30 protein-coding genes and 1 riboswitch are annotated in these 23,863 nt (G+C 37.9%); of the genes, 2 read left to right on the top strand and 28 right to left on the bottom strand.

Annotation, left to right across the window (positions count from 1 at the left end; translation table 11 throughout):
* Window positions 1-7 precede the first annotated feature (7 nt).
* A complete protein-coding gene (locus DVJ99_RS02100; protein ID WP_114602956.1) occupies window positions 8-667 on the top strand; it encodes an HD domain-containing protein in 660 nt (219 codons plus the stop codon).
* Between the two features lie 61 nt (window positions 668-728).
* On the opposite strand, the gene DVJ99_RS02095 is transcribed toward DVJ99_RS02100, so the two are convergent.
* From DVJ99_RS02095 to DVJ99_RS02055, 9 genes are all read right to left on the bottom strand, one after another.
* Entirely contained in the window at window positions 729-1,238 is a 510-nt protein-coding gene (locus DVJ99_RS02095; RefSeq protein WP_114602955.1) for a GNAT family N-acetyltransferase, read from the bottom strand.
* 106 nt (window positions 1,239-1,344) lie between these two features.
* Complete coding sequence (yidC, locus tag DVJ99_RS02090; RefSeq protein ID WP_105994311.1) at window positions 1,345-2,220, bottom strand: membrane protein insertase YidC; 876 nt, start codon at window positions 2,218-2,220, stop codon at window positions 1,345-1,347.
* Window positions 2,221-2,308: 88 nt separating this feature from the next.
* Window positions 2,309-2,947 (bottom strand): thiamine phosphate synthase, encoded by a 639-nt coding sequence (gene thiE / locus DVJ99_RS02085; protein WP_114602954.1) that lies wholly within the window; start codon window positions 2,945-2,947, stop codon window positions 2,309-2,311.
* 1 nt (window position 2,948) lies between these two features.
* A complete protein-coding gene (thiM, locus tag DVJ99_RS02080; protein ID WP_114602953.1) occupies window positions 2,949-3,743 on the bottom strand; it encodes a hydroxyethylthiazole kinase in 795 nt (264 codons plus the stop codon).
* Complete coding sequence (gene thiD, locus DVJ99_RS02075) at window positions 3,736-4,557, bottom strand: bifunctional hydroxymethylpyrimidine kinase/phosphomethylpyrimidine kinase (protein WP_114602952.1); 822 nt, start codon at window positions 4,555-4,557, stop codon at window positions 3,736-3,738. The genes thiM and thiD overlap by 8 nt, the downstream gene beginning before the upstream one ends.
* Window positions 4,554-5,240: a thiaminase II gene (gene tenA / locus DVJ99_RS02070; RefSeq protein WP_114602951.1), complete on the bottom strand. Its 687-nt coding sequence runs from the start codon at window positions 5,238-5,240 to the stop codon at window positions 4,554-4,556. Before tenA ends, thiD begins: the two co-directional genes overlap by 4 nt.
* A gap of 74 nt (window positions 5,241-5,314) precedes the next feature.
* A riboswitch (TPP riboswitch) is annotated at window positions 5,315-5,413 on the bottom strand.
* 135 nt (window positions 5,414-5,548) lie between these two features.
* Window positions 5,549-6,304 (bottom strand): LysM peptidoglycan-binding domain-containing protein, encoded by a 756-nt coding sequence (locus DVJ99_RS13415; RefSeq protein ID WP_114602950.1) that lies wholly within the window; start codon window positions 6,302-6,304, stop codon window positions 5,549-5,551.
* A gap of 209 nt (window positions 6,305-6,513) precedes the next feature.
* Window positions 6,514-7,200 carry a transglycosylase family protein gene (locus DVJ99_RS02060; protein WP_105994317.1) on the bottom strand — a complete coding sequence of 229 codons (687 nt, stop codon included), beginning with the start codon at window positions 7,198-7,200 and terminating at the stop codon, window positions 6,514-6,516.
* A 708-nt stretch (window positions 7,201-7,908) separates the two neighbouring features.
* Window positions 7,909-8,295: a single-stranded DNA-binding protein gene (locus DVJ99_RS02055; RefSeq protein ID WP_114602949.1), complete on the bottom strand. Its 387-nt coding sequence runs from the start codon at window positions 8,293-8,295 to the stop codon at window positions 7,909-7,911.
* Between the two features lie 185 nt (window positions 8,296-8,480).
* Here DVJ99_RS02055 and DVJ99_RS02050 point away from each other — a divergent pair, with 185 nt between their 5' ends.
* Entirely contained in the window at window positions 8,481-8,918 is a 438-nt protein-coding gene (locus tag DVJ99_RS02050) for a YwpF family protein (protein WP_105994319.1), read from the top strand.
* Window positions 8,919-8,996: 78 nt separating this feature from the next.
* On the opposite strand, the gene fabZ is transcribed toward DVJ99_RS02050, so the two are convergent.
* The 19 genes from fabZ to DVJ99_RS01955 form a co-directional block, all read right to left on the bottom strand.
* The gene (gene fabZ, locus DVJ99_RS02045; RefSeq protein ID WP_105994320.1) at window positions 8,997-9,434 is read right to left on the bottom strand and encodes a 3-hydroxyacyl-ACP dehydratase FabZ; all 438 of its coding nucleotides are present in this window, start codon (window positions 9,432-9,434) and stop codon (window positions 8,997-8,999) included.
* Between the two features lie 4 nt (window positions 9,435-9,438).
* Complete coding sequence (locus DVJ99_RS02040) at window positions 9,439-9,627, bottom strand: DNA-directed RNA polymerase subunit beta (RefSeq protein WP_162912125.1); 189 nt, start codon at window positions 9,625-9,627, stop codon at window positions 9,439-9,441.
* A 19-nt stretch (window positions 9,628-9,646) separates the two neighbouring features.
* Window positions 9,647-10,918 (bottom strand): UDP-N-acetylglucosamine 1-carboxyvinyltransferase, encoded by a 1,272-nt coding sequence (gene murA / locus DVJ99_RS02035; RefSeq protein WP_114602947.1) that lies wholly within the window; start codon window positions 10,916-10,918, stop codon window positions 9,647-9,649.
* 102 nt (window positions 10,919-11,020) lie between these two features.
* Window positions 11,021-11,254, bottom strand: a complete 234-nt coding sequence (locus DVJ99_RS02030) for a DUF1146 family protein (RefSeq protein WP_114602946.1) — start codon at window positions 11,252-11,254, stop codon at window positions 11,021-11,023.
* A gap of 184 nt (window positions 11,255-11,438) precedes the next feature.
* The gene (locus DVJ99_RS02025; RefSeq protein ID WP_105994324.1) at window positions 11,439-11,846 is read right to left on the bottom strand and encodes a F0F1 ATP synthase subunit epsilon; all 408 of its coding nucleotides are present in this window, start codon (window positions 11,844-11,846) and stop codon (window positions 11,439-11,441) included.
* Window positions 11,847-11,865: 19 nt separating this feature from the next.
* Window positions 11,866-13,281, bottom strand: coding sequence for a F0F1 ATP synthase subunit beta (gene atpD / locus DVJ99_RS02020; protein ID WP_114602945.1), 1,416 nt, complete (start codon window positions 13,279-13,281; stop codon window positions 11,866-11,868).
* Window positions 13,282-13,303: 22 nt separating this feature from the next.
* Window positions 13,304-14,167, bottom strand: coding sequence for an ATP synthase F1 subunit gamma (gene atpG / locus DVJ99_RS02015; RefSeq protein WP_105994326.1), 864 nt, complete (start codon window positions 14,165-14,167; stop codon window positions 13,304-13,306).
* 33 nt (window positions 14,168-14,200) lie between these two features.
* Window positions 14,201-15,712 carry a F0F1 ATP synthase subunit alpha gene (atpA, locus tag DVJ99_RS02010; protein ID WP_105994327.1) on the bottom strand — a complete coding sequence of 504 codons (1,512 nt, stop codon included), beginning with the start codon at window positions 15,710-15,712 and terminating at the stop codon, window positions 14,201-14,203.
* Between the two features lie 23 nt (window positions 15,713-15,735).
* Entirely contained in the window at window positions 15,736-16,275 is a 540-nt protein-coding gene (locus DVJ99_RS02005; RefSeq protein ID WP_114602944.1) for a F0F1 ATP synthase subunit delta, read from the bottom strand.
* Window positions 16,275-16,799 (bottom strand): F0F1 ATP synthase subunit B, encoded by a 525-nt coding sequence (locus DVJ99_RS02000; RefSeq protein WP_105994329.1) that lies wholly within the window; start codon window positions 16,797-16,799, stop codon window positions 16,275-16,277. The genes DVJ99_RS02005 and DVJ99_RS02000 overlap by 1 nt, the downstream gene beginning before the upstream one ends.
* A 115-nt stretch (window positions 16,800-16,914) precedes the next feature.
* Window positions 16,915-17,127 carry a F0F1 ATP synthase subunit C gene (gene atpE, locus DVJ99_RS01995; protein WP_105994330.1) on the bottom strand — a complete coding sequence of 71 codons (213 nt, stop codon included), beginning with the start codon at window positions 17,125-17,127 and terminating at the stop codon, window positions 16,915-16,917.
* A gap of 47 nt (window positions 17,128-17,174) precedes the next feature.
* Entirely contained in the window at window positions 17,175-17,900 is a 726-nt protein-coding gene (gene atpB, locus DVJ99_RS01990) for a F0F1 ATP synthase subunit A (RefSeq protein ID WP_105994331.1), read from the bottom strand.
* A gap of 33 nt (window positions 17,901-17,933) precedes the next feature.
* Window positions 17,934-18,284: an ATP synthase subunit I gene (locus DVJ99_RS01985; RefSeq protein WP_105994332.1), complete on the bottom strand. Its 351-nt coding sequence runs from the start codon at window positions 18,282-18,284 to the stop codon at window positions 17,934-17,936.
* Window positions 18,285-18,444: 160 nt separating this feature from the next.
* Window positions 18,445-19,596 carry a non-hydrolyzing UDP-N-acetylglucosamine 2-epimerase gene (gene wecB / locus DVJ99_RS01980; RefSeq protein WP_114602943.1) on the bottom strand — a complete coding sequence of 384 codons (1,152 nt, stop codon included), beginning with the start codon at window positions 19,594-19,596 and terminating at the stop codon, window positions 18,445-18,447.
* A gap of 166 nt (window positions 19,597-19,762) precedes the next feature.
* A complete protein-coding gene (gene upp, locus DVJ99_RS01975; protein WP_105994334.1) occupies window positions 19,763-20,392 on the bottom strand; it encodes a uracil phosphoribosyltransferase in 630 nt (209 codons plus the stop codon).
* A gap of 23 nt (window positions 20,393-20,415) precedes the next feature.
* Window positions 20,416-21,654: a serine hydroxymethyltransferase gene (locus DVJ99_RS01970; RefSeq protein WP_105994335.1), complete on the bottom strand. Its 1,239-nt coding sequence runs from the start codon at window positions 21,652-21,654 to the stop codon at window positions 20,416-20,418.
* A gap of 25 nt (window positions 21,655-21,679) precedes the next feature.
* Complete coding sequence (locus tag DVJ99_RS01965) at window positions 21,680-22,207, bottom strand: TIGR01440 family protein (protein ID WP_114602942.1); 528 nt, start codon at window positions 22,205-22,207, stop codon at window positions 21,680-21,682.
* 127 nt (window positions 22,208-22,334) lie between these two features.
* A complete protein-coding gene (locus DVJ99_RS01960) occupies window positions 22,335-22,769 on the bottom strand; it encodes a low molecular weight protein arginine phosphatase (RefSeq protein WP_114602941.1) in 435 nt (144 codons plus the stop codon).
* Window positions 22,766-23,809 (bottom strand): L-threonylcarbamoyladenylate synthase, encoded by a 1,044-nt coding sequence (locus DVJ99_RS01955; protein ID WP_114602940.1) that lies wholly within the window; start codon window positions 23,807-23,809, stop codon window positions 22,766-22,768. The genes DVJ99_RS01960 and DVJ99_RS01955 overlap by 4 nt, the downstream gene beginning before the upstream one ends.
* Between the last annotated feature and the right edge of the window lie 54 nt (window positions 23,810-23,863).

Below are 23,863 nucleotides of genomic sequence, written 5' to 3'. Positions count from 1 at the left end.
ACCTAGAATGAATCAATACCAACAATTAAAAGCAGCTGAAACTTATATGCAAGACTTCCACGAATCAGACAGTTCAGGTCATGATATTGCACATGTAATGCGTGTTGTACGTATGGCACTATTTATCTCTGAACAAGAAGGCTACGGTAATCCTTTTATCATTCAAATGGCAGCTTTATTGCATGACACTGTAGACACTAAACTCACAGATGAAACAACAGCGTTATCAGACCTTCAAGCCTTTTTAAACCGTATTGAAGTAAAAGAAAGTCTTCAGCAGAAAATCTTAGACATCATTTTAAATATCAGTTATCGAAACGGCACCAATGAACATAAAAAGCTTTCTCCTGAAGGCTATATTGTCAAAGATGCAGATCGCTTAGATGCCATCGGTGCAATCGGTATTGCACGTACTTTCCAATTTGCCGGCCACTTCAATGAACCGATGTGGGAAGGCACAGTACCTGATGATATCAGTCCAGACCAAACGCTAGAAGGTTACAACCCTTCAGCCATCAAACACTTTTATGACAAACTCTTTAAATTAAAAGATTTGATGCATACTGAAACTGCCAGTTACTTAGCTCAGCGCAGACATCAATTAATGGAACAATTTGTCAAAGCATTCTTTGAAGAATGGGACTTCGGCAATGATTACGAAGTATAAATAATAATGCCCGCTATTACGCAACGAAGCATAATAGCGGGCATCTTTTTGTACTGTTTTATTATAAAGAATGCGCTAATATATAATCAGTTTGTCGTTCTTCTCCCATCATGAAATCATGTTCTGTAATCTTTTTGAAACCGAGATGCTCATAAAATCCGATAGCTTGCGTATTTTTCTCCCAAACGCCCAACCAAATACTTTTCTTGCCTTCTTCGACTGCAAACTTAATCGCAAAGTTCAATAATTTCTTGCCATAACCGTAACGTTGATAGTTCTTCAAAATATATAGACGTTCAATTTCGATAGAATCCGATGCAACTTCTTCAGTTTGTGCATCAGGTCCATTCATTTTCAAATAGCCGACTATTTTATCATTGTCGTATAAAAAGTAAAAATAAGAATGCGGGTCTTCAAGTTCGCTGCGCAATTGTTCCTCAGTAAAAGCTGAATCTAAATATGCTTTTAAATTCTCAGGCTGGTTCATTTCTCTGAAAGTATCGTCAAAAGTTCGATAACTGATGATTTGCAGTTCCTTTATATCTTCGGTTGTTACTGATTTAATTTCCATTGGTTATATACCTCCAATTAGATAGCGCTTTACTTGTCTATTCCCTAATTGTGTTATCTTAAAGAAAAAATCAGCTGCGAATCGCAACTGATTTTCTCAATTCATATTATTTTTTCTTTTTGTTTTTCTTGCCTATTACTTGTGCGCCTTTGTTTTTGCCTTTTCCATCTTTGCCGTATTTCTCTTCATACGCTCTGATCATAGGTGCAACTTCTTCTTTTGCTTTCTTAGAATAGTACGCATTTGCGACATATGTTTGAACAATCAAGAATGCGGCACTGACTGACCAGTATAAACCTAATGCCGAAGCTGAACTTAATGAAACCCAAACGATCATAATCGGTGAAATAATCATCATCATGTAACTCATTTGTTTTTGTTCAGGCGGCATACTGAATGTTGAAACATAAGCTTGTAAGAAATAAAGCACACCGGCAATAATTGTAATCCAAATATCTGGTTTAGCTAAGTTGAACCATAAGAAATCCGGATGTTCTGTAATTCCGCCCGGTGAAGGATATTTCAATACGAAGAATAATCCCATGATGACCGGCATTTGGATCAGCATCGGTAAACATCCAAGCATACTTTGCATTGGATTCATATCGTATTTTTTATAAACTTCCATCATTTCTTGGTTAGCAGCCATTTTATCTTCTTGTGTACGTGCACGTTTAACTTTTTCTTTTACTGCATCCATATCTGGTTTTGCGATAATCATTTTTTCACGCATTAAATGACTATTCTTATAGTTAGAAAGCATGAATGGCAGAACGATAATACGGATTGCTAAAACTAAGACGATAATCGCTAATCCATAATCGTTATTGAAACTAGAGCCTAGCCAGTGGATAACGTTATCCATGTTTTTTACAAATGTATTATAGAAGAAACCTGTTCTGTTCTCAGGTTTAGAATAATCACACCCTGCAAGAAACACCATAACCCCAAGTAGCAAAGGCAATAATGCTTTTTTATTCATTTTTCCACCTCTATTGGTATTATTCACATAAAAATAATTTTATCACATTCTATGAGGTGTAGAAAACAAAAACATAAAATTAACAGCATTATTTAAAATATTGTAAGAAATTTTGGACGGTTGCTTCAATATCTGAACTTTGTGCAATGGCAGAAATCACAGAAACACCTTGTGCATGTGTTTTGGCAACTTGAGCAGCATTTTCCATCGAAATCCCGCCTATCGCAACAATCGGCACACCTTTTGTAGCCTTATGCAGAATTTCAATCATTTCTGTACCGACAGGGTCGCTGGCATCTGCTTTTGAACCTGTTTTAAAGATAGGTCCAACGCCGATATAATCAATATCTGTCAAATCAGATTGTGCCAATTCTGCTTCGTTCCCTACACTTAAACCGATAATTTTACCATTGAATTGATTTTTAAACGAAGCAACAGAAGCATCATCTTGCCCAACGTGAATACCATCTGCATCAATAGCTTCAGCTAATGCTACATCATCATTGACAATAAACGGCACATTATAGTCATGGCATAACGCTTGAAGCTTGTGTGCCAACGCTGTTTTTTCTTCTCCTGTTTTCGCATTCGGTCCTTTTTCTCTGAATTGGAATAAAGTAATACCGCCTTCTAAAGCTGCTTTAAGTACTTCTTCAATCGTTTTGCCTTCAGGCACATCTTGTGTCCCGCAAATAAAGTAAACTTTTAAATCTTCAGGTTGAAACATCTTATTGCACCTCTTGTACTTTGCTGTTTTGAACCACAGCATCATGATCAATACGATACAACGCATCAATAAATTGAACTAAGAAAGTACCTGGCCCTTTCGTTTCGCTCAATTGTTCTGCACGTTCTGCCGCAACATTATAAACAGAAACCGCTTCTGCCAAATCATCAATGTCAGGATTTTCATTTCTGAATAAGAATGCGCCTACCACAGCACCTAACAAGCAGCCTGCACCCGTAATTTGTGTTAAAAAGCGTGAACCGTTATTGAGTTTTATTACTTTGTTGTTATGTGCAATAACATCTGTTTCGCCTGTTAATACAATCGCTGTTTGGTACTGTTCATGTGCTTTCTCAGCAATGCTGACTACATCTAAACTTTCATCACTGTCAGTCCCTTTCATTGTAGTCGTATCATCAATTAAAGTTAAAATTTCTGAAGCATTGCCTTTAATGACTGTAGGGCGAATCTTTTTCAAGAAATATTTGCAGAAATTTTTTCTGTATTGTGATGCCCCGACTGCGACTGGATCAAAGACTAAAGGTGTGTTTGTTTCATTCGCAATTTTGCCTACTGCTAACATGGCATGTTCTGTATCTTTTGTCAGCGTTCCAATATTAATCAATACCGCACCTGCATGCGGATAAAAATCTTTCGCTTCTTGCGGCGCTTCACTCATAGCAGGACTCGCTCCTAAGCTTAGCAGACCATTTGCGGTAAAGTTCTTAACAACATCATTCGTAAAACAAATCACTAATGGATGTTCTGATCTGATTCTATCTAAAACGTTACTCATCATCTAAACCTACTTTCTTCATATAAGCAAAATGGTTCACAGGTCCTCTGCCTTGGCCGATTTCAGGTGTATATTTAATACTTAAAGCAATAAAGTCTTTGGCTTTTTTCACAGCATCGTAAATAGATTTGCCTTTTGCTAATTCTGCTGCGATAACTGCAGAGAATGTGCAGCCTGTACCATGTGTATGCTTCGTATCATAACGTTCACTTTCAAAGACCTCTAATCCTTCTTTAGTGAATAGATAATCTTTTGCGATTGCATCATTTTCAATATGTCCGCCTTTAATCACAACACCTTTGCATCCGATATCTTCAATAAAGACTTTTCCGGCTTTTTTAATTGCATCTTCACTATCTAGTTTGAAGCCGACAATTTCTTCTGCTTCAGGCAAGTTCGGTGTCGCAACATCTGCCAGCGGCAATAAAATACTTTGCAGTGCATGTTTGCCTTGATCATCCATTAAAGCATCTCCGCTTTTTGCCAGCATTACTGGATCAATGACATACGGAATGTCAGGATGCTGCTCTAAAAAGCTGCGGATTAATTCCATCATTTCTTTAGTCGCAATCATCCCTGTTTTAATCGCTTGCGGCAGCTCATCATCAAAGACACTGTCGAGTTGTTCTTTAAGCCAAGTAATGTCTAGGTTATGAATATGCTGAACACCTTTAGTATTTTGTGCCACGATACTTGTAATAGCTGCCATTCCATATACGCCGCATGCATGAAATGATTTCAAGTCTGCCATGACACCTGCGCCGCCTGTCGGATCTGTACCAGCAATTGTTAATGCTATTTTCGGTTTATTCATACTCTTGTTCCTCCAAATTCCCATTTTTCGCTTGTATAGGCCATGTTAAAGAAGTTGCGTTCATGGACCGTACTTTGAAGATAGTTATCTCTGACTTCTTGTTTTTCGTGCTCTGTCATGTTTTGTGTCAATGTATTCATCAGTTGATTCAAAACATCGATTAACGGATCCATCTCAGTTTGATAAAATTCAAACCATTTTGCTAAGATAGAATCTTTGTTCAGCGAAGCATCTTGCATTGCACGTTTGGCAACTTCTGCGTAGACATAAGGACAAGGTGCCATCGCCGCAATCGCATATGCCGCATTTTCATGTGCATAAACGTTGTAATACATATGTTTAATATAGTGGTCTCCGCTTGGCGGCCAAACCTTCTCTTGAACGATTTCGTTGTATGGCTCGCCGACATACTCTGCCATAAACTCATGTGCTTCCACTTCACCATTGACAATAAATTGAATTTGATCAACTAAGAAGCGCACATTTTCTAAATCAGGCATTTTTGGAATTAATAATGCATAGATATTAGCAAACTCTCTTAAATAAGATGCATCTGCTCTTAGATATTGTCTGATTGCTTCTTTATCTATTTGTGCTTTCAATAAATCTTGAATGAAACCATCGTGATAAATTTCATCAATAATGGGTTGTGCATTTCTTTCTAATGTTTCAGCAAATGTCACTTTTAATTCCTCCATAAAAAAACTGCTTTCCTGAGACAGAAAAGCAGTTCATACTTTTAGAATTATAGTGTTCTTTTATATGGCTACTACTTTCCTACGTTGGTATTAACCAAATCAGGTTTTAAGGGTCTAGTATTACTATCTCAGCCTTTGCGGCGCCCCCAGCAGTTTTATTAAATTTGTCTTTACAAACTAAACATATCAAAGCAGCTCCATCGTTGCAATATTTATGATTGATGAAAAAAGCCGAGACGATTGTCCCGGCTTTATATATTCTATGAAATTAATTCAATATTGTGATTGAAGTATTAGAAGCCCCAAGCACCTAAACCTTGTGCATTGTATGCTCTGACTGCTGAGTTGATTTGATCGTCAACACTTGAAGTTGAACCCCAACCTGGCATTGTTTGGAATAAACCTGAAGCACCTGATGGGTTGTATGCATTGACTTGACCATTTGACTCACGTGCAATGATTTGTTCCCAAACTGATGCTGATACGCCAGTACGTGCTGCCATTTGGCTTGCTGCGTAAGAACCTTGAGCACCCGCAGTGTTACCGTTTGCTAATCTAACAGAACCGCCGCCATGGTATGTTGGTTGGCTGTAAGAAACTTGAGGTGCACTATAAGATTGTTGCGGTGCATTGTATGATTGTTCAGGCGCATTATTAGATTGCGCTTCAGTGTAATTATTATATGATACTGTTTGTGTATTATAGTTGTAGTTGCCTTCAGATTGAACAGCTGTTTGAGTTGTAGCTGTTTTCTTAGGTTCTTTAACTTTTAAGCTTTCGTCAACTAAGATAAGATCAGATTTTTTCTTGTTCCATTTTTTTAAGTCTTTAACTTCAACATCGAATTTTTTAGCGATTTTATTTAAAGTGTCACCTTTAACTACAATGTATTCACCTTTTTCATTTAAAAACTTTTCTGCTTCTTTTACTTTTTTCGCATGTTCAGCCGGTGTAGATGATTTTGCTTGTACGTCATTTGCTTGGAATCCTGTTGCTAATACTGCTGCAGCAGCTGTCACCGCTGTTGATGCTACTAGTAATTTCTTCATGTAATATATGTCCTCCCATAAGGTGTTTGTTTAATAAGATTAATTTCTTATCTTTATACTAGCATTCTTTCAATTCAGGTGGGTTACAACCATATATATATTTTGTTTCATATATTACATCTATATTACAAAAAGGCAGATTACCTCGCCTATCGGAGATAACCTGCCTTGATTTATCGTTCTATATTATTATTGTTAATTCGTTTGAATTATGCAGTAACCCAGTGAGATGCACCTGCGCCGCCGTCATATAATTTAACAGCTGCTGCATCTTGTACTGATTCTGGAGCTGATGCTGGTGATTTACCTACCCATTCAGCTGGTGCTACTGAATCCCAAGTTGATTGTAAGAATTGGAATTTACCTGCTGCACCTGATGAAGGGTTGATAGCGTGGATGTCGCCACCTGATTCACGTTGTGCAATTGCACGTAAGTGATCATTTAAACCAACAGATGAACCAGAGCTTGCTTGTTGTTGAGGTGCTGCTTGTTGTGCTGGTGCTTGTTGTTGTGGAGCAGCTTGTTGAGCTGGTGCTTGTTGAGTTGCTGTTTGAGCTTGTGGTGCTGCTTGTTCAGCTGCAGGAGCTTCTTGTGCTGCTGGAGCTGCTTGAGTTGTAGTTTGAGCTGCTGGTGCGTTACCGCCTGCTTGACCGTAACTCCAAGTCCAGTAAGTACCGTCTGAGTTGAAGTTGAAGTCTAAACCGTTATATTCAAAGCTAATATTATAAGCGCCTTCTTGTACAGGGCTTTCATTTAATTGTTCAGGATTGTTTAAAGCTGTTTCTGCTAATTGTGCTTGATCTGCATTTCCTTGTTCAGATGCGTGAGCGTTTGCTCCTACTCCTACTGCGAATAATGCTGCTGTTGCTGATGAAGCTACTAATAATTTTTTCATTTCTAAAAATCCTCCTATAAGGTAAGTGTTTTTTCGTGTGATTAATATCATCAATTTGCAATTACAACTATAACATCTGAAATCAGGGTGTAGGTTACAGACAAATAAAAAAAACAGGCTTATTTTTACGTGTAAATTACATTGAAATGAATTAGTTAGATACCTTATTATCTCTCAAAAGACCTGTCATATCGCATTCTCTTTCGTTTTTCATCAATTTACTATGTAATATACATGTAATCTTTCAGACAATTGAACACCTATATTACTCTTATATGACATAAATATAACGTAAAATATACTGGGTTTTGATGCTTATTTTAAGATAATACCTTGATTTATGTAAAAGAACCCTGCATAAAGTAAATTATACAGGGCAAAAGTGAGTATTAATTTTAAAGAGTTGATATGGATTAAGTTGAAAGTACAAAATTTGAAGTGGAGCAAATCCAAGCATCTTTTATGCAAAGCTATGCTGTTGGACTTAATAGAATTTATATAAATAGAGTTTTGGGATGAGTTATAGGAAACTTCCTATAATAGAAAGAAGGATAGTTCTAACATCATAATGAATGTTTTTAATGAGAGGACAGCATGATAGTTTGAACAGGATATGATTTGACAATATCATGCTAAAAATTTTGTTGCAATTTAAGATTAGGGAATTTGGCAGTTAACTTTTTGGATTTAATAAGAATGGCTGTTCATTTAAGCATGGATTGAATTAAAGCACGGGCTTGCTTCATTCTCTTCCATGATTGAATGATTAGCGGCATCATTCGGCGTTGAGATAAATTTGATTGTTTCCACAACCAGCTCCATACCGAAATGCGTTTGCTGGTCTTTCTCATATTTGTAGGAATGCATGTAGCCGGTAATTCCTACAAGCGTACCTTTAGTTGTATAGCTGGCAATATTTCGGGCAGTTTTGCCAAATGCTTTACAATTAATGTAGTCTACAGATTGTTGATTTTTACCTTGATAGTTATAATTTCTTTCAGTAGCAACGGTGAAGTATACAATGTCTGATTCCTCCTTTGCGATAATCTGAGGCTGCTTGGTTAATCTTCCTACAATTACTATCTTATTGATCATTTGTTCACCTCCTTGTTAATATCTTATTCAGATTCGTGCTTACCGTCAAAACGAAAATAATGAAAAAATATATACTGTTTATACTCATTTTTTAAGGTATCTCTCAAATATTTTCACAATTTACGCTATACTAGAGGAAGAATAAACGAATTCGCAGAATTTTAAAAAGATTGGAGTGACTTCAATTGAAAACATTTAAAGCAGTCAGATTCCAAATTGTCACTGAAAATGGTGGCGTAATAGAATATGAATTATATGATGGCGTTATAATCAATAAAGAACAAAGCGGCACTGGCTGGTTGTTGGAAATTGTAATCTCCAGCAATCATTATGACATTATGAAAGAATATATGGATGATGAAACATTATTAGATATCCGTGTAGTTATTACACGTCCATCGAATGATCCGGCATTATTTGATGCGACTATCAAAAACATATCATTATATGATAATGAACGTATGTCTATAATTTTTGATTGCCACGTCTATACATTAAGACAAGTCTATGCTGAAAACTTATTAGCACAACTTGTCGACGAGGGATTTTCAGGAGAAGAACTGAAAACTACCTTCAATCGAATGATGCAATCTAAGCCGCGTCTAAAAGATGAAAAAAGATAAAGTGATTCAAAACTAAAAACGCTCTCTTTACTACAAACACTGAAAGGTCTGTAATAAAGGGAGCGTTTATTTTGATTTTTATACGTCTTGAATTGCGAAAGTCAATTCACAACTGCATGCTAATTGACCATCTACTGTAGCTTTTGCCGTACCTTTACCGATAGGTCCGCGCATTTTTGTAATTTCAACTTCAAGCTGCAATGTATCACCCGGCACAACTTGCTTTTTAAAGCGGCATTTATCAATACCTGCGAATAAAGCAATTTTGCCTTTGTTTTGTTCGCTGTTCAAGATGGCAACTGCACCTGTTTGTGCTAATGCTTCAGTAATCAACACACCTGGCATTACCGCATATTCAGGGAAGTGGCCTTGGAAGAATGGTTCGTTCCCAGAAACTTGTTTGATAGCTACACAACGCTGTCCTTCTTCATATTCCACCACTTTATCGATTAATAAAAAAGGTTGGCGATGCGGGATGATTTCCTTGATTTGATTATAGTCAAAAATTGTTTCCATTATGTTAACCTCCAAAAATTTGCTTGAAATGATACCAGGTTTGGTAATCGAATAATTTAAGCGGGTTTTGATGATTGAGCAGAAAACCGATACACATGCCGATGATGAACATACATACTAACAGTATGAGCACAATCAAAATATGATATCCCATAGGCAAACGCATCAATTTACTGCTCCATTGCTTTATCATCATTCTTCCCCTTGCTTAATTATTTGCTTACACGTTCGATATCAGCACCTAATGCTTTAAGTTTGCCGTTAAAATTAACGTAGCCTCTATCTAAGTGTTTTAATTCTGAAACTTCAGTAGTACCTTCTGCCACAAGTCCGGCTAAAATTAATGCTGCGCCAGCACGTAAATCTGTTGCTTTTACTTGTGCGCCTTGTAAATGGCTTTTGCCTGTAATTTTAGCATTGCGGCCTTCTACTGTAATTTGTGCATTCATACGTTTGAATTCTGCTACGTGCATAAAGCGGTTTTCAAAGACTGTTTCAGTAATCACTTTATGGCCTTCTGCAGTAAGAAGCAATGCCATGATTTGCGACTGCATATCTGTCGGGAAGCCTGGGTGCGGTAATGTTTTAACATCTACCGGTTTCAATTCGCCTTCAGCTGTAACACGAATGGCATTTTCGTGATACTCTAAATGAACGCCCATTTCTTCTAATTTATATAATAAACTTGTCATGTGCTCTCTGATCGCACCTTTAACAAGGACATCCCCTCTTGTGATTGCGCCTGCTACTAATAACGTACCAGCTTCAATACGGTCAGGAATGATAGAATGTTCAACACCATGCAAAGCTTCTACACCATGGATTGTAATTGTGTCTGTGCCTGCACCTGTAACATTGCCGCCCATTTCATTAATGTAGTTAGCTAAATCTACAATTTCTGGTTCGCGGGCTACGTTTTCAATTACTGACTTGCCTTTTGCCAATGAAGCAGCCATGATAATGTTTTGAGTTGCGCCGACACTTGGGAAATCTAAATGAATATCTGCACCTGTTAAGCCATTTGAAGTTTCCGCAAATACAAATCCGTTTTCTAAATGGATTTTTGCGCCTAAAGCTTCGAATCCTTTAATATGCTGCTCGATAGGTCTGCTTCCGATGGAACATCCGCCAGGCAAAGCAACTTTTGCATGACCAAGACGTGCCAATAAAGGCCCCATCACTAAAATGCTGGCACGCATTTTACTTACATACTCATATGGTGCTTCATAGTTAAGTTGTTTTGTCGCATCTACTGTGACACTGTTGCTGTCCTTATGGTAAGCAATCTCTGCATTTAATGTTGATAATACATTATTAATTGTTTCTACATCGCTTAACTCCGGAACATTATGTAATGTGCTTGTTCCTTTTGAAGCTAAGAGTGATGCCGTAAGTATCGGCAGAACCGCATTTTTAGCTCCTTCAACTTGTACTTCACCTACAAGGCGGTTGCCACCTTTAATAATCATTCTATCTCTATTCATTACTACTCCTCCACTTTTTACTCCTAAACATCTTCAATTCAAATTAGTTCTTATCTCTTCTATTATTATATATGGAATAACATTCGAATTACACTCAAACGATTAGCTTCCAATATATTTGATTTGTGTTGAGAATTGCAGTAAATCAATTATAAAATTACTGACTCCTGTACCGATTAAGATTGCGATAAATATCATCAGTACCTGAACTTGTACAGGATAGCCCTTCTTAAAGAATTGCTCTAACCTGATCGCATTCAATGCCCAATATGCTGTACAAATACATAACACATGCATGATTAAATGCGCAATCGCAAAATGTCCTAAATATTCCATTAGTCTAGTCGTCTCCTCAATTGTTTACTGTCTCATATTGTACATTAAATCTATTAAAAATCATACAATCAACATCAAATATTCAATAATTTGGTACGTCGTTCATTTATATGTTTACCCGAATTTTGAACATTAAAAAATAGGATATATCTCGTTTTGAGATATATCCTATGATAAATGGTTGTCATTCTTCCATTTCAGAAACTTTAATGCGGTTTTCCGCACGCTCTAAAGCTCGTTCTGCTCTGTTAATGTCAGTATCTTCGTCATTGTTATTCAAATGTGATTCTGCTCGTTCTTTAGCCGATCTTGCACGTTTGACATCAATATCCGCAGCTTTTTCTGCTGTTTGTACAATTATTGATGTGCTTTCTTGTCTGATTTCAACGAAACCATCACTGACCGCAATGAATTCAATCCCATCTGTATAATGTACCTTAACATAACCAGTTTTGATAGCTGTTACAGTCGGAATGTGTCCATACATTACACCGATGTCGCCTCCAACTGTCTGCAGAATAGCAATTTCAACATTATCTTGGTTATAAACAGAACCATTAGGAGTAACAATATTAACGTTCATTGTGTTCATTAAACTTTACCTCCTAATATTAAACTTCAACACCCATGTCTTTTGCTTTTTCTAATACATCATCCATGCTTCCTACTAAACGGAATGCATCTTCAGGGATGTGGTCATATCTGCCTTCAAGAATATCTTTGAAGTCTTCAACAGTACGTTTAACTGGAACATAAGAACCTTTTTGACCAGTGAATTGTTCAGCTACGTGGAAGTTTTGTGATAAGAAGAATTGAATACGTCTTGCGCGTTCAACTGTGTTCTTATCTTCATCAGATAATTCATCCATACCTAGGATTGCGATGATATCTTGTAATTCTCTGTATTTTTGTAATGTTGCTTGTACGCGACGTGCAACATCATAGTGTTCTTGTCCAACGATAGTCGGTTCAAGCGCACGAGAAGTAGATGCTAATGGATCCACGGCTGGATAGATACCCATTTCTGTTAATTTACGCTCTAAGTTAGTTGTTGAGTCTAAGTGAGCGAATGCTGTTGCTGGCGCTGGGTCAGTATAGTCATCGGCAGGTACGAATACTGCTTGGATTGACGTGATAGAACCTTTCAATGTAGATGTGATACGTTCTTGTAATTGACCCATTTCTGTTGCCAATGTCGGTTGGTAACCAACGGCTGACGGCATACGGCCAAGCAATGCTGATACCTCAGAACCTGCTTGTGTAAAGCGGAAGATGTTATCAATGAATAAAAGAACGTCTTGTCCTTTAACATCACGGAAGTATTCAGCCATTGTTAAACCTGATAATGCTACACGCATACGTGCACCAGGCGGCTCGTTCATTTGTCCGAATACCATTGCTGTTCTCTTGATTACACCACTGTCGCTCATTTCAAAGTACAAGTCGTTACCTTCACGTGTACGTTCACCAACACCTGCGAATACTGAAATACCGCCGTGTTCTTGAGCGATGTTGTTGATTAATTCTTGGATTAATACTGTTTTACCAACTCCGGCACCACCGAATAAACCTACTTTACCACCTTTGATATATGGTGCTAATAAGTCTACTACTTTAATACCTGTTTCAAGAATTTCTACTTTAGTTGATAATTCATCAAATGGTGGTGGTTGTCTATGAATCGGTTCGCGTGGAACTGATTCAGGAATTGGACCATCGTTATCGATTGCGTCACCTAAAACGTTAAATACTCTTCCTAATGTATCTTCACCGACAGGGACACTGATTGGACGGCCAGTGTCTTTAACGTCGTCACCACGTTTAATTCCGTCTGTAGAGTCCATAGCGATTGTTCTTACTACGTCATCGCCTAATTCAAGTGCTACTTCTAATGTAAGAGATTCAGTCGTGCCGTCTTTTTTAGGTACATCTAGCACTAAAGCGTTATTAATCTTAGGCAGTTCATCATGATTAAATCTTACATCAATAACTGGACCCATGATTTGTGTTACGCGGCCTACACCCATTCTATTTTCCTCCTTTAATATACTATTCAAGAGCTGTTGCGCCACCGACAATCTCAGTAATTTGTTGTGTGATTGCTGCTTGACGTGCTCGGTTATATTCTAATGATAAGTCATCAATAAGATCGCTCGCGTTATCAGAAGCATTTTTCATTGCTGTCATTCTAGATGCGTGCTCGCTGGCTTTCGCATTTAGAATTGAGCCGTAAATTAAGCTTTCTACATATTGCGGCAAAATAATATTTAAAATTGACTCTTTATCTGGTTCGAATTCGTATGAAGACATTTGTCCATGACCTGAACTTGTATCTTCTTTAGTTAATGGTAATACTCTTTTTGCAGTTGGCTTGTTTTCAAGAACGTTGACGAATTTATTATAGTAAATGTTCAATTCATCAATATCGCCATCGCTGTATAAATCAATGGCCTTTTTCGTTACAGAAGAAATTGCTTTGAATGACGGTTGATCCGGTACATCCGGCAACGCAAAATCAACATCATAACTTCTGTTCTTGAAGAAGTCGATACCTACTTTACCTAAGACAATCAATTTATAGTCTTCAGGCCCTTCACCGCGTTCTTGAATATCTTGAACTACTTTTCTCAAAATATTCGCATTGTACGCGCCTGCTAAACCACGGTCACTTGAAATCACTAAGTAGCCGCGTTTCTTAACTGGGCGTTTCTTCAACATCGGATGATTGGAAGTCGTTTGACCTGCAACTGCTGTAATCGCATTTTGCAATTTGTCCATATAAGGTTTGAACCCGTTTGCATTACGTTGCGCTTTATTCAGCTTCGAACTTGCAACCATGTTCATCGCTTTGGTAATTTGATTCATCTTTTTCGTCGACTTGATTCTTGAATCAATGTCCTTTAGAGATCCCATTATTTCACCACCTTATTATTACTTCGCTTCATCTTAGTCTTCAGAAACACTGAAACTGCGTTTGAAGTTTTCAATTGCTTGGTTCATTTTTTCTTTGTCAGGTAAAGTACCTTTATTTTTGATTTCATCTAATAATTCAGGTGCATTGTTTTTAGTCCATCCGATAATTTCTGATTCGAAACGTTGTACGTCTTGAACAGGAACATCATCTAAGAAACCGTTAACTAATGCATAGATGATTAATACTTCGTTTTCTACAGGCAATGGTTCGCCTTGACCTTGTTTAAGTACTTCAACTGTACGTTTACCACGCTCTAATTTTCTCGCTGTGAATTCGTCTAAGTCTGAACCGAATTGCGCGAATGATTCTAATTCACGGTATGAAGCTAAGTCTAAACGTAATGTACCTGCAACTTTTTTCATTGCTTTGATTTGTGCTGAACCACCTACACGAGATACTGAGAATCCGGCGTTGATCGCTGGACGTACCCCTGAGAAGAACAAGTCTGATTCTAAGAAGATTTGTCCGTCAGTGATTGAGATTACGTTTGTTGGAACATAAGCAGAAATGTCCCCTGCTTGTGTTTCGATAATAGGCAATGCTGTGATAGAACCGCCGCCTAATTCATCATTCAATTTAGCAGCACGTTCTAATAATCTACTATGTAGATAGAACACGTCACCTGGGTATGCTTCACGACCTGGCGGTCTGCGTAATAATAATGAAAGTTCACGGTAAGCTGCTGCTTGTTTAGTTAAATCATCATATACGATTAAAACTTGTTTGCCGTTGAACATGAATTCTTCACCCATTGATACACCTGCATATGGCGCAATGTATAACAATGGAGCTGGGTCAGCAGCACCTGCAGTTACGATGATTGTGTAATCTAACGCACCGTGCTGTCTTAATTTCTCAACAGTTGCACGTACTGTTGATTCTTTTTGACCAATTGCTACATAGATACAAATCATATCTTGATCTTTTTGGTTCAAGATTGTATCGATTGCAATTGTAGTTTTACCAGTTTGACGGTCACCAATGATTAACTCACGTTGACCACGACCGATTGGTACTAATGCGTCAATCGCTTTGATACCAGTTTGTAATGGTTCGTCAACTGATTGTCTTGCCATAACGCCCGTTGCTTTTTGTTCAACTGGACGTGTTTTAGATGTTTCAATCGGACCTTGTCCATCTAACGGTTGACCTAATGGGTTAACAACACGACCGATTAATTCGTCGCCTACAGGTACTTCCATGATACGTCCTGTACGTTTAACTTCGTCTCCCTCTTTAATGTCAGTGTATGGTCCTAAAATTACGATACCAACGTTTGATTCTTCTAGGTTTTGAGCTAGTCCAAGCACACCATTATGGAATTCTACTAACTCACCAGCCATAACGTCGTTTAATCCGTGAACTAATGCAATACCGTCACCAATCTGAATTACTGTACCAACATCAGTAACAGACATCTCTGACTCATAATTTTCAATTTGTGAGCGAAGTAATGCACTAATCTCTTCAGCTTTTATGGCCATCTATGTCACTCCTCTATAATTAATTATTTCGTTCTAGTAAATCTTCTTTCTAAGTTAACGAGATCATTTTGAATACTGCCGTCATAAACTTTAGTTCCTACTTTAGTTCTTACTCCACCGATTAATGATGGGTTAAGCACATTTGTAAGAATGACTTTGCTGAGACCTGTACGTTGAATTAAAGACTCCCCTACTTGATCAAGCTCTTCTTGAGTAAGCTCATGTACAGATTCTACAGTTGCAAAATCTTGATTGTAATGTTTGTTATACAATCCTTGGAATTCAACAAATACTTCGTCTACAATCGCTAAGTTGCGATTTTCAGCTAATACATATAAAGCATTTTTCAAGTATTCATTTACACCTTGGAAAGTTGCATCGACAAAGTCTTTACGATTCTTTGCAATATTCTTTGGATCTTCATCGAAAGATTTTAATTTCTCTTTATAAGGAATTACTGCTTCATTAATAACAGCAAATTCATCGTACATTAAATCTAAAACATCTTTATCGAGTGACGTTTCATACAGTGCTTGGGCATATTTTTTAGCAACATTTGCCATTATTTATCCCCTACCTCTTTAATGTACTTGTCGATCAAGTCTTTTTGATCTTTTTCTGAAATATCTTTTTGTAAAATTTTAGACGCAATCAGAACTGACAACTTAGATACTTCATCGTTGATTTCAGAGATTGCACGTTCTTTTTGGCTGTTGATTTCACTTTGAGCAGTTTCAATCATGCCGTTAGCACGAACGTTTGCTTCATGAATGATTTGTTCATGTTGATCGCGTGCTTGAACTTTTGCTTCTTCTAAGATTTTTTGAACCTCATCTTGAGTTTCTCTTAGTGTTTGTCTATTTCGTTCTTCTAGTTTTTGAGCATTAATTTTAGCTTGTTCTGCATCATCGATATCTTTGTTGATATCTTGTTCACGTTTATCCATTACAGCTTTCAATGGACCCCACGCGAATTTTTTAAGCAATGCTAAAAGGATTAAGAAAGTAATTAATGTTACTAATGCTGAACCCCATTCAACACCGCCGCCTGCAGCACCTAAAACTAATGTGTTTGTAGTCGCAGTCACAGTACTTGGACACTCCTTTCATTCAAAGTCCTCTATTGGCATTTAGTGTTAATTCATTACGAAAGAAATGGCGAATGTCGATAATCTGACTTCGCCGCTTGCCTCAATGTTTCTATTACATGAATAAAACGATGAATGAAATTACAAGACCAAGGATCGGTAATGCCTCAACTAAACCGATACCGATGAACATGATTGACATTAATTGTCCGCGTGCTTCTGGTTGACGTGCTACACCTTCAACTGTTCTAGATACAATAAGACCGTTACCAATACCTGCACCAAGTGCTGATAAACCAATTGCGATTGCCGCTGCGATTAAATTCATATTAAAAAATCCTCCTAATGTGTTTATAAAATTTTAATTTAGAAATACTAGTGATCGTCCGCAACTTTGTGGGACATGTATACCATGGTTAACATGATAAAGATATACGCTTGGATTGTACCGATGAAAACTGAGAAACCTTGCCAAGCAATCAAACCTGGCACACCGATGATCCAACCCCATGCTAAATTACCTACTATCAATGATGATAATAAGCCGATTAAGATTTCACCTGCGTAAATGTTACCATAAAGACGCAAGCCGAGCGTTAATGTAGAAGTGAATTCTTCAAATACATTAACAGGTGTCAAAGCCAAGAATGGTTTTGTATAACCTTTAAAGTATGCTTTTGCTCCACGCATCTTAACACCGTAATAATGTGTCAACAGAATCATCAAAGTAGATAATGTCAACGTAACGGTCGCATCTGCTGTCGGCGATTTCCACCATAATTTATGGTCTATCACGATAGCAAACGGAAGGCCTAGCATATTACCGATAAAGATAAACAATATCAAAGTAACAGCAAGGAAATGGAACTGTCCGCCCTTCGACCAAGCGAGGTTGCTTTCAATAATACCTCTGACAAAGTCAAAAACCCATTCAATGAAGTTTTGTTTGCCGGTTGGACGTTTCTGCAAATTGCGTGTACACCAAACAGCAAGGACAAAGACAAGGATTGCGGTAATAATAACCATTAAGACAGTTGCCCAGTTAAATGTGAGGTCTAAGCCAAACAAATCCAAAGTAGACTTTGGGCTTTCGTGTTGCATATAATACTCACCTCTTTCACTCATTGATTTGTATTACATTTTGTGAAGAAATGGTCGGAAAATGATTAAAAAATATGAAATCATTAAACCAATCATTACACCAAATATATTCACTTGGTTTTTAAAGAAAAGCCAGATGCAACAAGCTGCTAAAGCGACTAAAAAGCGCCATATGCCCCCTGTTGATATCTGAGACGTTTCTTCTTTCTGCGCCTTAGATAAATATAATTCAAAGATGTATGTATTGATTAAGGAACCAAATGAACCAATGATAAGACCAATAATGAAAGGCTTGGGTATTAAAAATGCAATAATAACCAAGGCTGACAACCAATAAATGTAATATTGAAGAAATTTCTTAAAGATAAAGTTGAACTGTTTCATTTATTGTGCCTCATTTCACATGGAGATACGAATCATTTGTAAACCATTTCATCCATACAGTTTTAATCATAATATAGCAACGGAACACGTGTCAATTACATTCAAAATATGCAATTCTTATGAACTACAATTGTCACATTTCCGACACATTTTTAACAATTTATTCATAATTATCTTTATTTTCATTAAAATCTAACGGTTTTTCACTAGTTAGACTAAAATAATACTTAATATTGTCACAAATACGCTGAGAAGCTTTTCCATCACCATAAGGGTTGGCTGTTTCACTCATTTGCTTATAAATAGCTTGATCTGTTAACAATTGTTCCGCTTCACGATACACATCCGCTTCATTTGTACCTGCCAGCTTCAATGTCCCTGCTGCGACACCTTCAGGACGCTCTGTTGTGTCTCTTAAAACAAGCACCGGCTTGCCTAACGATGGTGCTTCTTCTTGAATACCGCCTGAATCCGTCAATATCAAATAAGATTGATGTGCGAAGTTATGAAAATCTACTACATCTAATGGTTCAATCAATTCAATACGATCATGATGACTCAAGTAGCGTTGTGCAATTGCTCTGACTTTAGGGTTCTTGTGCATGGGATAAACTGCTACAACATCCTCATGTGCCTCTACCAGCTTGCGTACTGCAGAAAAGATATGTTCCATGGGCTTGCCTAGATTCTCTCTGCGATGTGCAGTCAGCAGCAATACACGCTTTCCATTATGTCTCTCCATGACTTCTGAATGATAGTTATCTTGAATTGTCGTCGCCATTGCATCAATCGCAGTATTGCCTGTCACCGCAATTTTAGATGCATCGGTATTTTCATTTAACAAATTCATTTTAGCTTGTGCTGTCGGCGCAAAATGCAAATCAGCTAATTTGCTGATCATTTGGCGATTCATTTCTTCAGGATAAGGCGAATACTTATTCCAAGTTCTCAGCCCTGCTTCGACATGACCGATAGCAACTTGATTGTAAAATGCAGCTAAACTGCTCGCAAAAGCTGTCATCGTGTCGCCATGTACCAAAATCATATCCGGCTGCTCTTGTTGAATGACTGCTTCTAACCCTTTCAGCACTTTAGTTGTGATATCTGACAGCGTTTGACCCGACTTCATAATGTTCAAATCATAATCAGGCTGAATGTTAAACGTATCCAGTACAGAATCCAGCATTTCTCTATGTTGTGCTGTGACAACAACAATAGGCACTAACTCTTCTTCTTTTTTTAATTGATTGACCAATGGTGCCATTTTTATAGCTTCAGGTCGTGTGCCGAAGATTGTCATAATTTTTTTCAAATCATTTCCTCCTATACAGAGAAAGAGTATGCAAATCAATATTTAACAGATTTAAACACGTTGTGTATTCATGCTAAATAATTTGCATACTCTTTTGTTTATTCATCTATATATCATATCAAAACATTATGCGTATCCTATAGATAGCATTTTACATTCAGACAACTTATTTTGTTCCGAATAAGCGGTCTCCAGCATCACCTAAACCTGGGATGATATATGCTTTATCATTTAGCTTTTCATCTAGTGCAGCAATGTAGATATCTACATCAGGGTGTGCTTCTTGTAATTTTTCAACACCTTCATTTGCCGCAATCAAACACATGAAACGAATGTGTTTGGCACCGCGCTTTTTCAATGAGTTGATAGCTTCAATTGCTGAAGCACCTGTCGCTAACATCGGATCTACGACAATGATTTGTCTTTCTTCAATATCTTGCGGTAATTTCACAAAATATTCTACTGCTTCCAATGTTTTCGGGTCACGGTATAAGCCGACGTGGCCTACACGTGCTGCTGGAATTAAACTTAAGACACCTTGCGTCATACCTAAACCAGCTCTAAGAATCGGAATAAATGCTAATTTTTTACCTGATAATCTTTTTGCTGTTGTTTTAGTGACAGGTGTTTCGATTTCAACATCTTGAAGTTCTAAATCTCTTGTAACTTCATAAGCCATTAACATACCGACTTCGTCTACAAGTTCTCTGAACTCTTTCGTTCCTGTATGAACGTCGCGGATATAGCTTAATTTGTGTTGAATTAACGGATGATCAAATACATGTACTTTTCCCATAAAGGAATAGCCTCCTAGTTCTCTTATTTATATAATGGGTGCTTTGAAGTCAACGCTTGCACACGTTCTGCAGCTTCTTTTAATTTTGCTTCATCTTTAATGTTTTGAACAACTAGGCTGATAATTTTTGCTACCTCTTCAAAATCTTTTTCGTCGAATCCGCGTGTAGTCGCCGCTGGTGTACCTAAACGTAAACCGCTTGTAACGAAAGGTTTTTCTTGGTCGAAAGGAATTGTGTTTTTGTTGCAAGTAATTCCTACTTCATCTAAAGCTTCTTCTGCTTCTTTACCAGTAATACCAAATGAACCTTTGACATCTACAGCAACCAAGTGGTTTTCTGTTCCGCCGGAAACAACTCTGAAGCCTTCTTTAACAAGTGTTTCAGCAAGTACTTTTGCATTTTTAACAACTTGTTGCTGATAAACTTTGAACTCAGGCTGCAAAGCTTCGCCGAATGCTACTGCTTTAGCAGCAATAACATGCTCTAAAGGTCCGCCTTGGATACCTGGGAAGATTGTTTTATCAATTTGTTTCGCATATTCTTTTTTAGTAAGAATCATACCGCCGCGAGGGCCTCTTAATGTTTTATGCGTAGTTGTCGTTACAAAATCAGCATAGTCTACTGGGTTTTGGTGTAAACCTGCAGCAACTAAACCAGCGATGTGTGCCATGTCTACCATTAATTTAGCACCGACTTCGTCAGCAATTTCTTTGAATTTCTTGAAGTCGATTTCTCTTGGGTATGCTGATGCGCCTGCAACGATTAATTTAGGTTTGTTTTCTTTTGCAAGACGACGTACTTCTTCATAATCAATACGTTCAGTTTCTTTATCTACTCCATACTCAACAAAGTTATAAAATTGGCCGCTGAAGTTGACTTTAGCACCGTGTGTCAAGTGGCCGCCATGGCTTAAGTTCATACCTAATACAGTGTCGCCGTAATCAAGCGCAACTAAATAAACAGCCATGTTAGCTTGTGAGCCTGAATGCGGTTGTACGTTTACGTGTTCTGCACCGAATAATTCTTTGGCACGTTCGATTGCTAAAGTTTCAGTAACATCCACAAATTGGCAGCCGCCATAGTAACGGCGTCCTGGATAACCTTCAGCATACTTGTTAGTCAATACTGAACCTTGTGCTTCCATTACTGCTTCAGACACAAAGTTTTCTGATGCGATTAATTCAATGTTGTTATTCTGACGATTGTATTCGTTTTGAATAGCTTCAAATACTGCTTTGTCTTCCTTTTCGATAAATGACATGACATCATTCCCCCAATTCATTTAGTTATAAAGTATAGTGAGCACGTTCGCCGCCAATTAACTTAGGTCTGGAAGTCGCAATTGTCACTACCGCATCGCCGACTGTTTTCACAGAAGTGCGCACAGGCACTGCAACATGTTTGATATGCATGCCGATCATAGTTTGACCGATATCAATACCGCAGTTTGCTGTGATATGCTCAACAACCATAGGATTGTCGAGGTGGCGATAAGCGTACGTTGACATACTGCCGCCAGCATGCGTTGCAGGTACTACAGTTACTTCTTCCATTGTAAGTGGATTGAAATGTTCACGTTCGATAGTAATTGCTCTGTTGATGTGTTCGCAACCTTGGAATGCAAAGATGACACCCGTTTCTTTACGGACCTCCATCAACGCATCAAACAATTCTTGTGCAACATCCATAGAACCGACCGAGCCGATACGTTCGCCGATAACCTCAGATGTCGAGCAGCCGATCACGCAAATTTCTCCTGGTTTAAAGAAATTTTGTTCTTTCAATTCATTCAGCAACAACTTCAAGTTTTCCATTTAATTCCACCCCTTTTTAAAATGATGACAAGCCAAGACAAACAAGAACACCGCTTGTCTGCTTCGCTTATGTAAGCAAACCATGCTATATAATAGCTATTATAACGCATTTAAAGCTTAACTTATACTAATTATCCATATCTTTTTCCAATCGCGTTTTGACCTCATTCAGCAAGTAATTCAATTCATTGTAAATCTGCTCATACTGTGCATGTGTACCGCCGTAAGGATCTGAAACTTCACCGTTTTGTCCTGCATACTCATAAAGTGTATACACCGGCAAATCTTTCTCAAACATCATGGCCAATTGCTGCTTATGACCTTCTGTCATCGTTAAGATTAAATCAGCATCTGTATCTTGTTCGCTGAACTGGCAAGATACAGTCGGCGCATCTAAACCTTTTTCATGCAATATCTCAGCAGTATGTACAGCTGCGGGCTGTCCATCCATTGCAAATAAGCCTCTTGAATAAAATTCATGGTCCGGCATTAATGATTTGGCAATGCTTTCTGCCATCGGACTCCTGCATGTATTGCCTGTACAAACAAATATTATTTTCACAATTGATCCGCTCCTATTTGTTGATTGCCTGTTGCTTTTTCGAGTCTGTTCAAGAAAGCAATACTGTCATCGGTTGTTTCATAACGATAAATATAACCTTGATGAATCGAATCATCCGTATCAAGTTCATGCAATATTTGATATAAATTATGATTTGCGGCCTTTAAATCATAGATATCAGAAGATAATTCACGATAAATCGCGTTCTTTGGAATATACTGCTTCAATGTCGCAGGTACCGCAAATAAAATGTGCTGCCAATCCTGGTCGCTTGAAATCTCATGACTTAATTCTGTCAGCATCGCTACAGGTGTTTCTGGTGAATAGTGTTTGTATTTCATTCCAGGTGCAATCGGTTTATCTGTATCTAAATGCGCTGTTGTATCAACTGAACCCGGCAAGACATTTTCAATCATATCTGCTGTAATCGCACCCGGACGTGCAATTCTGAACGGATATTGCGTGCAATCCAACACGGTGCTTTCTAAACCTTCTTCACTTTGATCACCATTTACTATTCCTTCTACCCGTTCATTCAAATCTCTAAAGACATGAGCAAAGGTTGTAGGCGAAGGACGGCCGCTGATATTCGCACTCGGCGCAGCAATCGGTAAATTTGTATATTTTAAAATAGCTCGGCCGATAGGATGACTCGGCATTCTGACTGCGATAGACTGCAACCCGCCAGAAACACTTTCGCATAAATAGCCTGGTTCAAGCGGTAAAATAAATGAAATCGGTCCCGGCCAAAATGTGTCCATTAACTGTTTTACTTCTTTTGAACGCGGCGCTGTAAACGCATCTAATTGACCTTGGTCGTGAATATGCACAATCAGAGGATTATCAGAAGGACGTCCTTTTGCTTCGTATATTTTACGCACTGCTTCATTATCCAGCGCATTCGCACCTAACCCGTATACCGTTTCTGTCGGCAAAGCAACTAAGCCGCCTGCATGATAGATGGCACTGATTTCTTCTAACGCTTTCTGACCTTGTTTAGTTCCTAATTGATGACGCAAATCCCAAGTTTTTGTCTTCATCTCTCTGCACGTCCTTTCAAAAATAATTGTAAAACAAAATAAGAAGTTATGCGA

It is taken from the genome of Staphylococcus sp. EZ-P03 (genome assembly GCF_003344575.1).
Lineage (GTDB): Bacteria > Bacillota > Bacilli > Staphylococcales > Staphylococcaceae > Staphylococcus > Staphylococcus simulans_B.
This window is presented reverse-complemented; position numbering and strand designations above follow the sequence as displayed.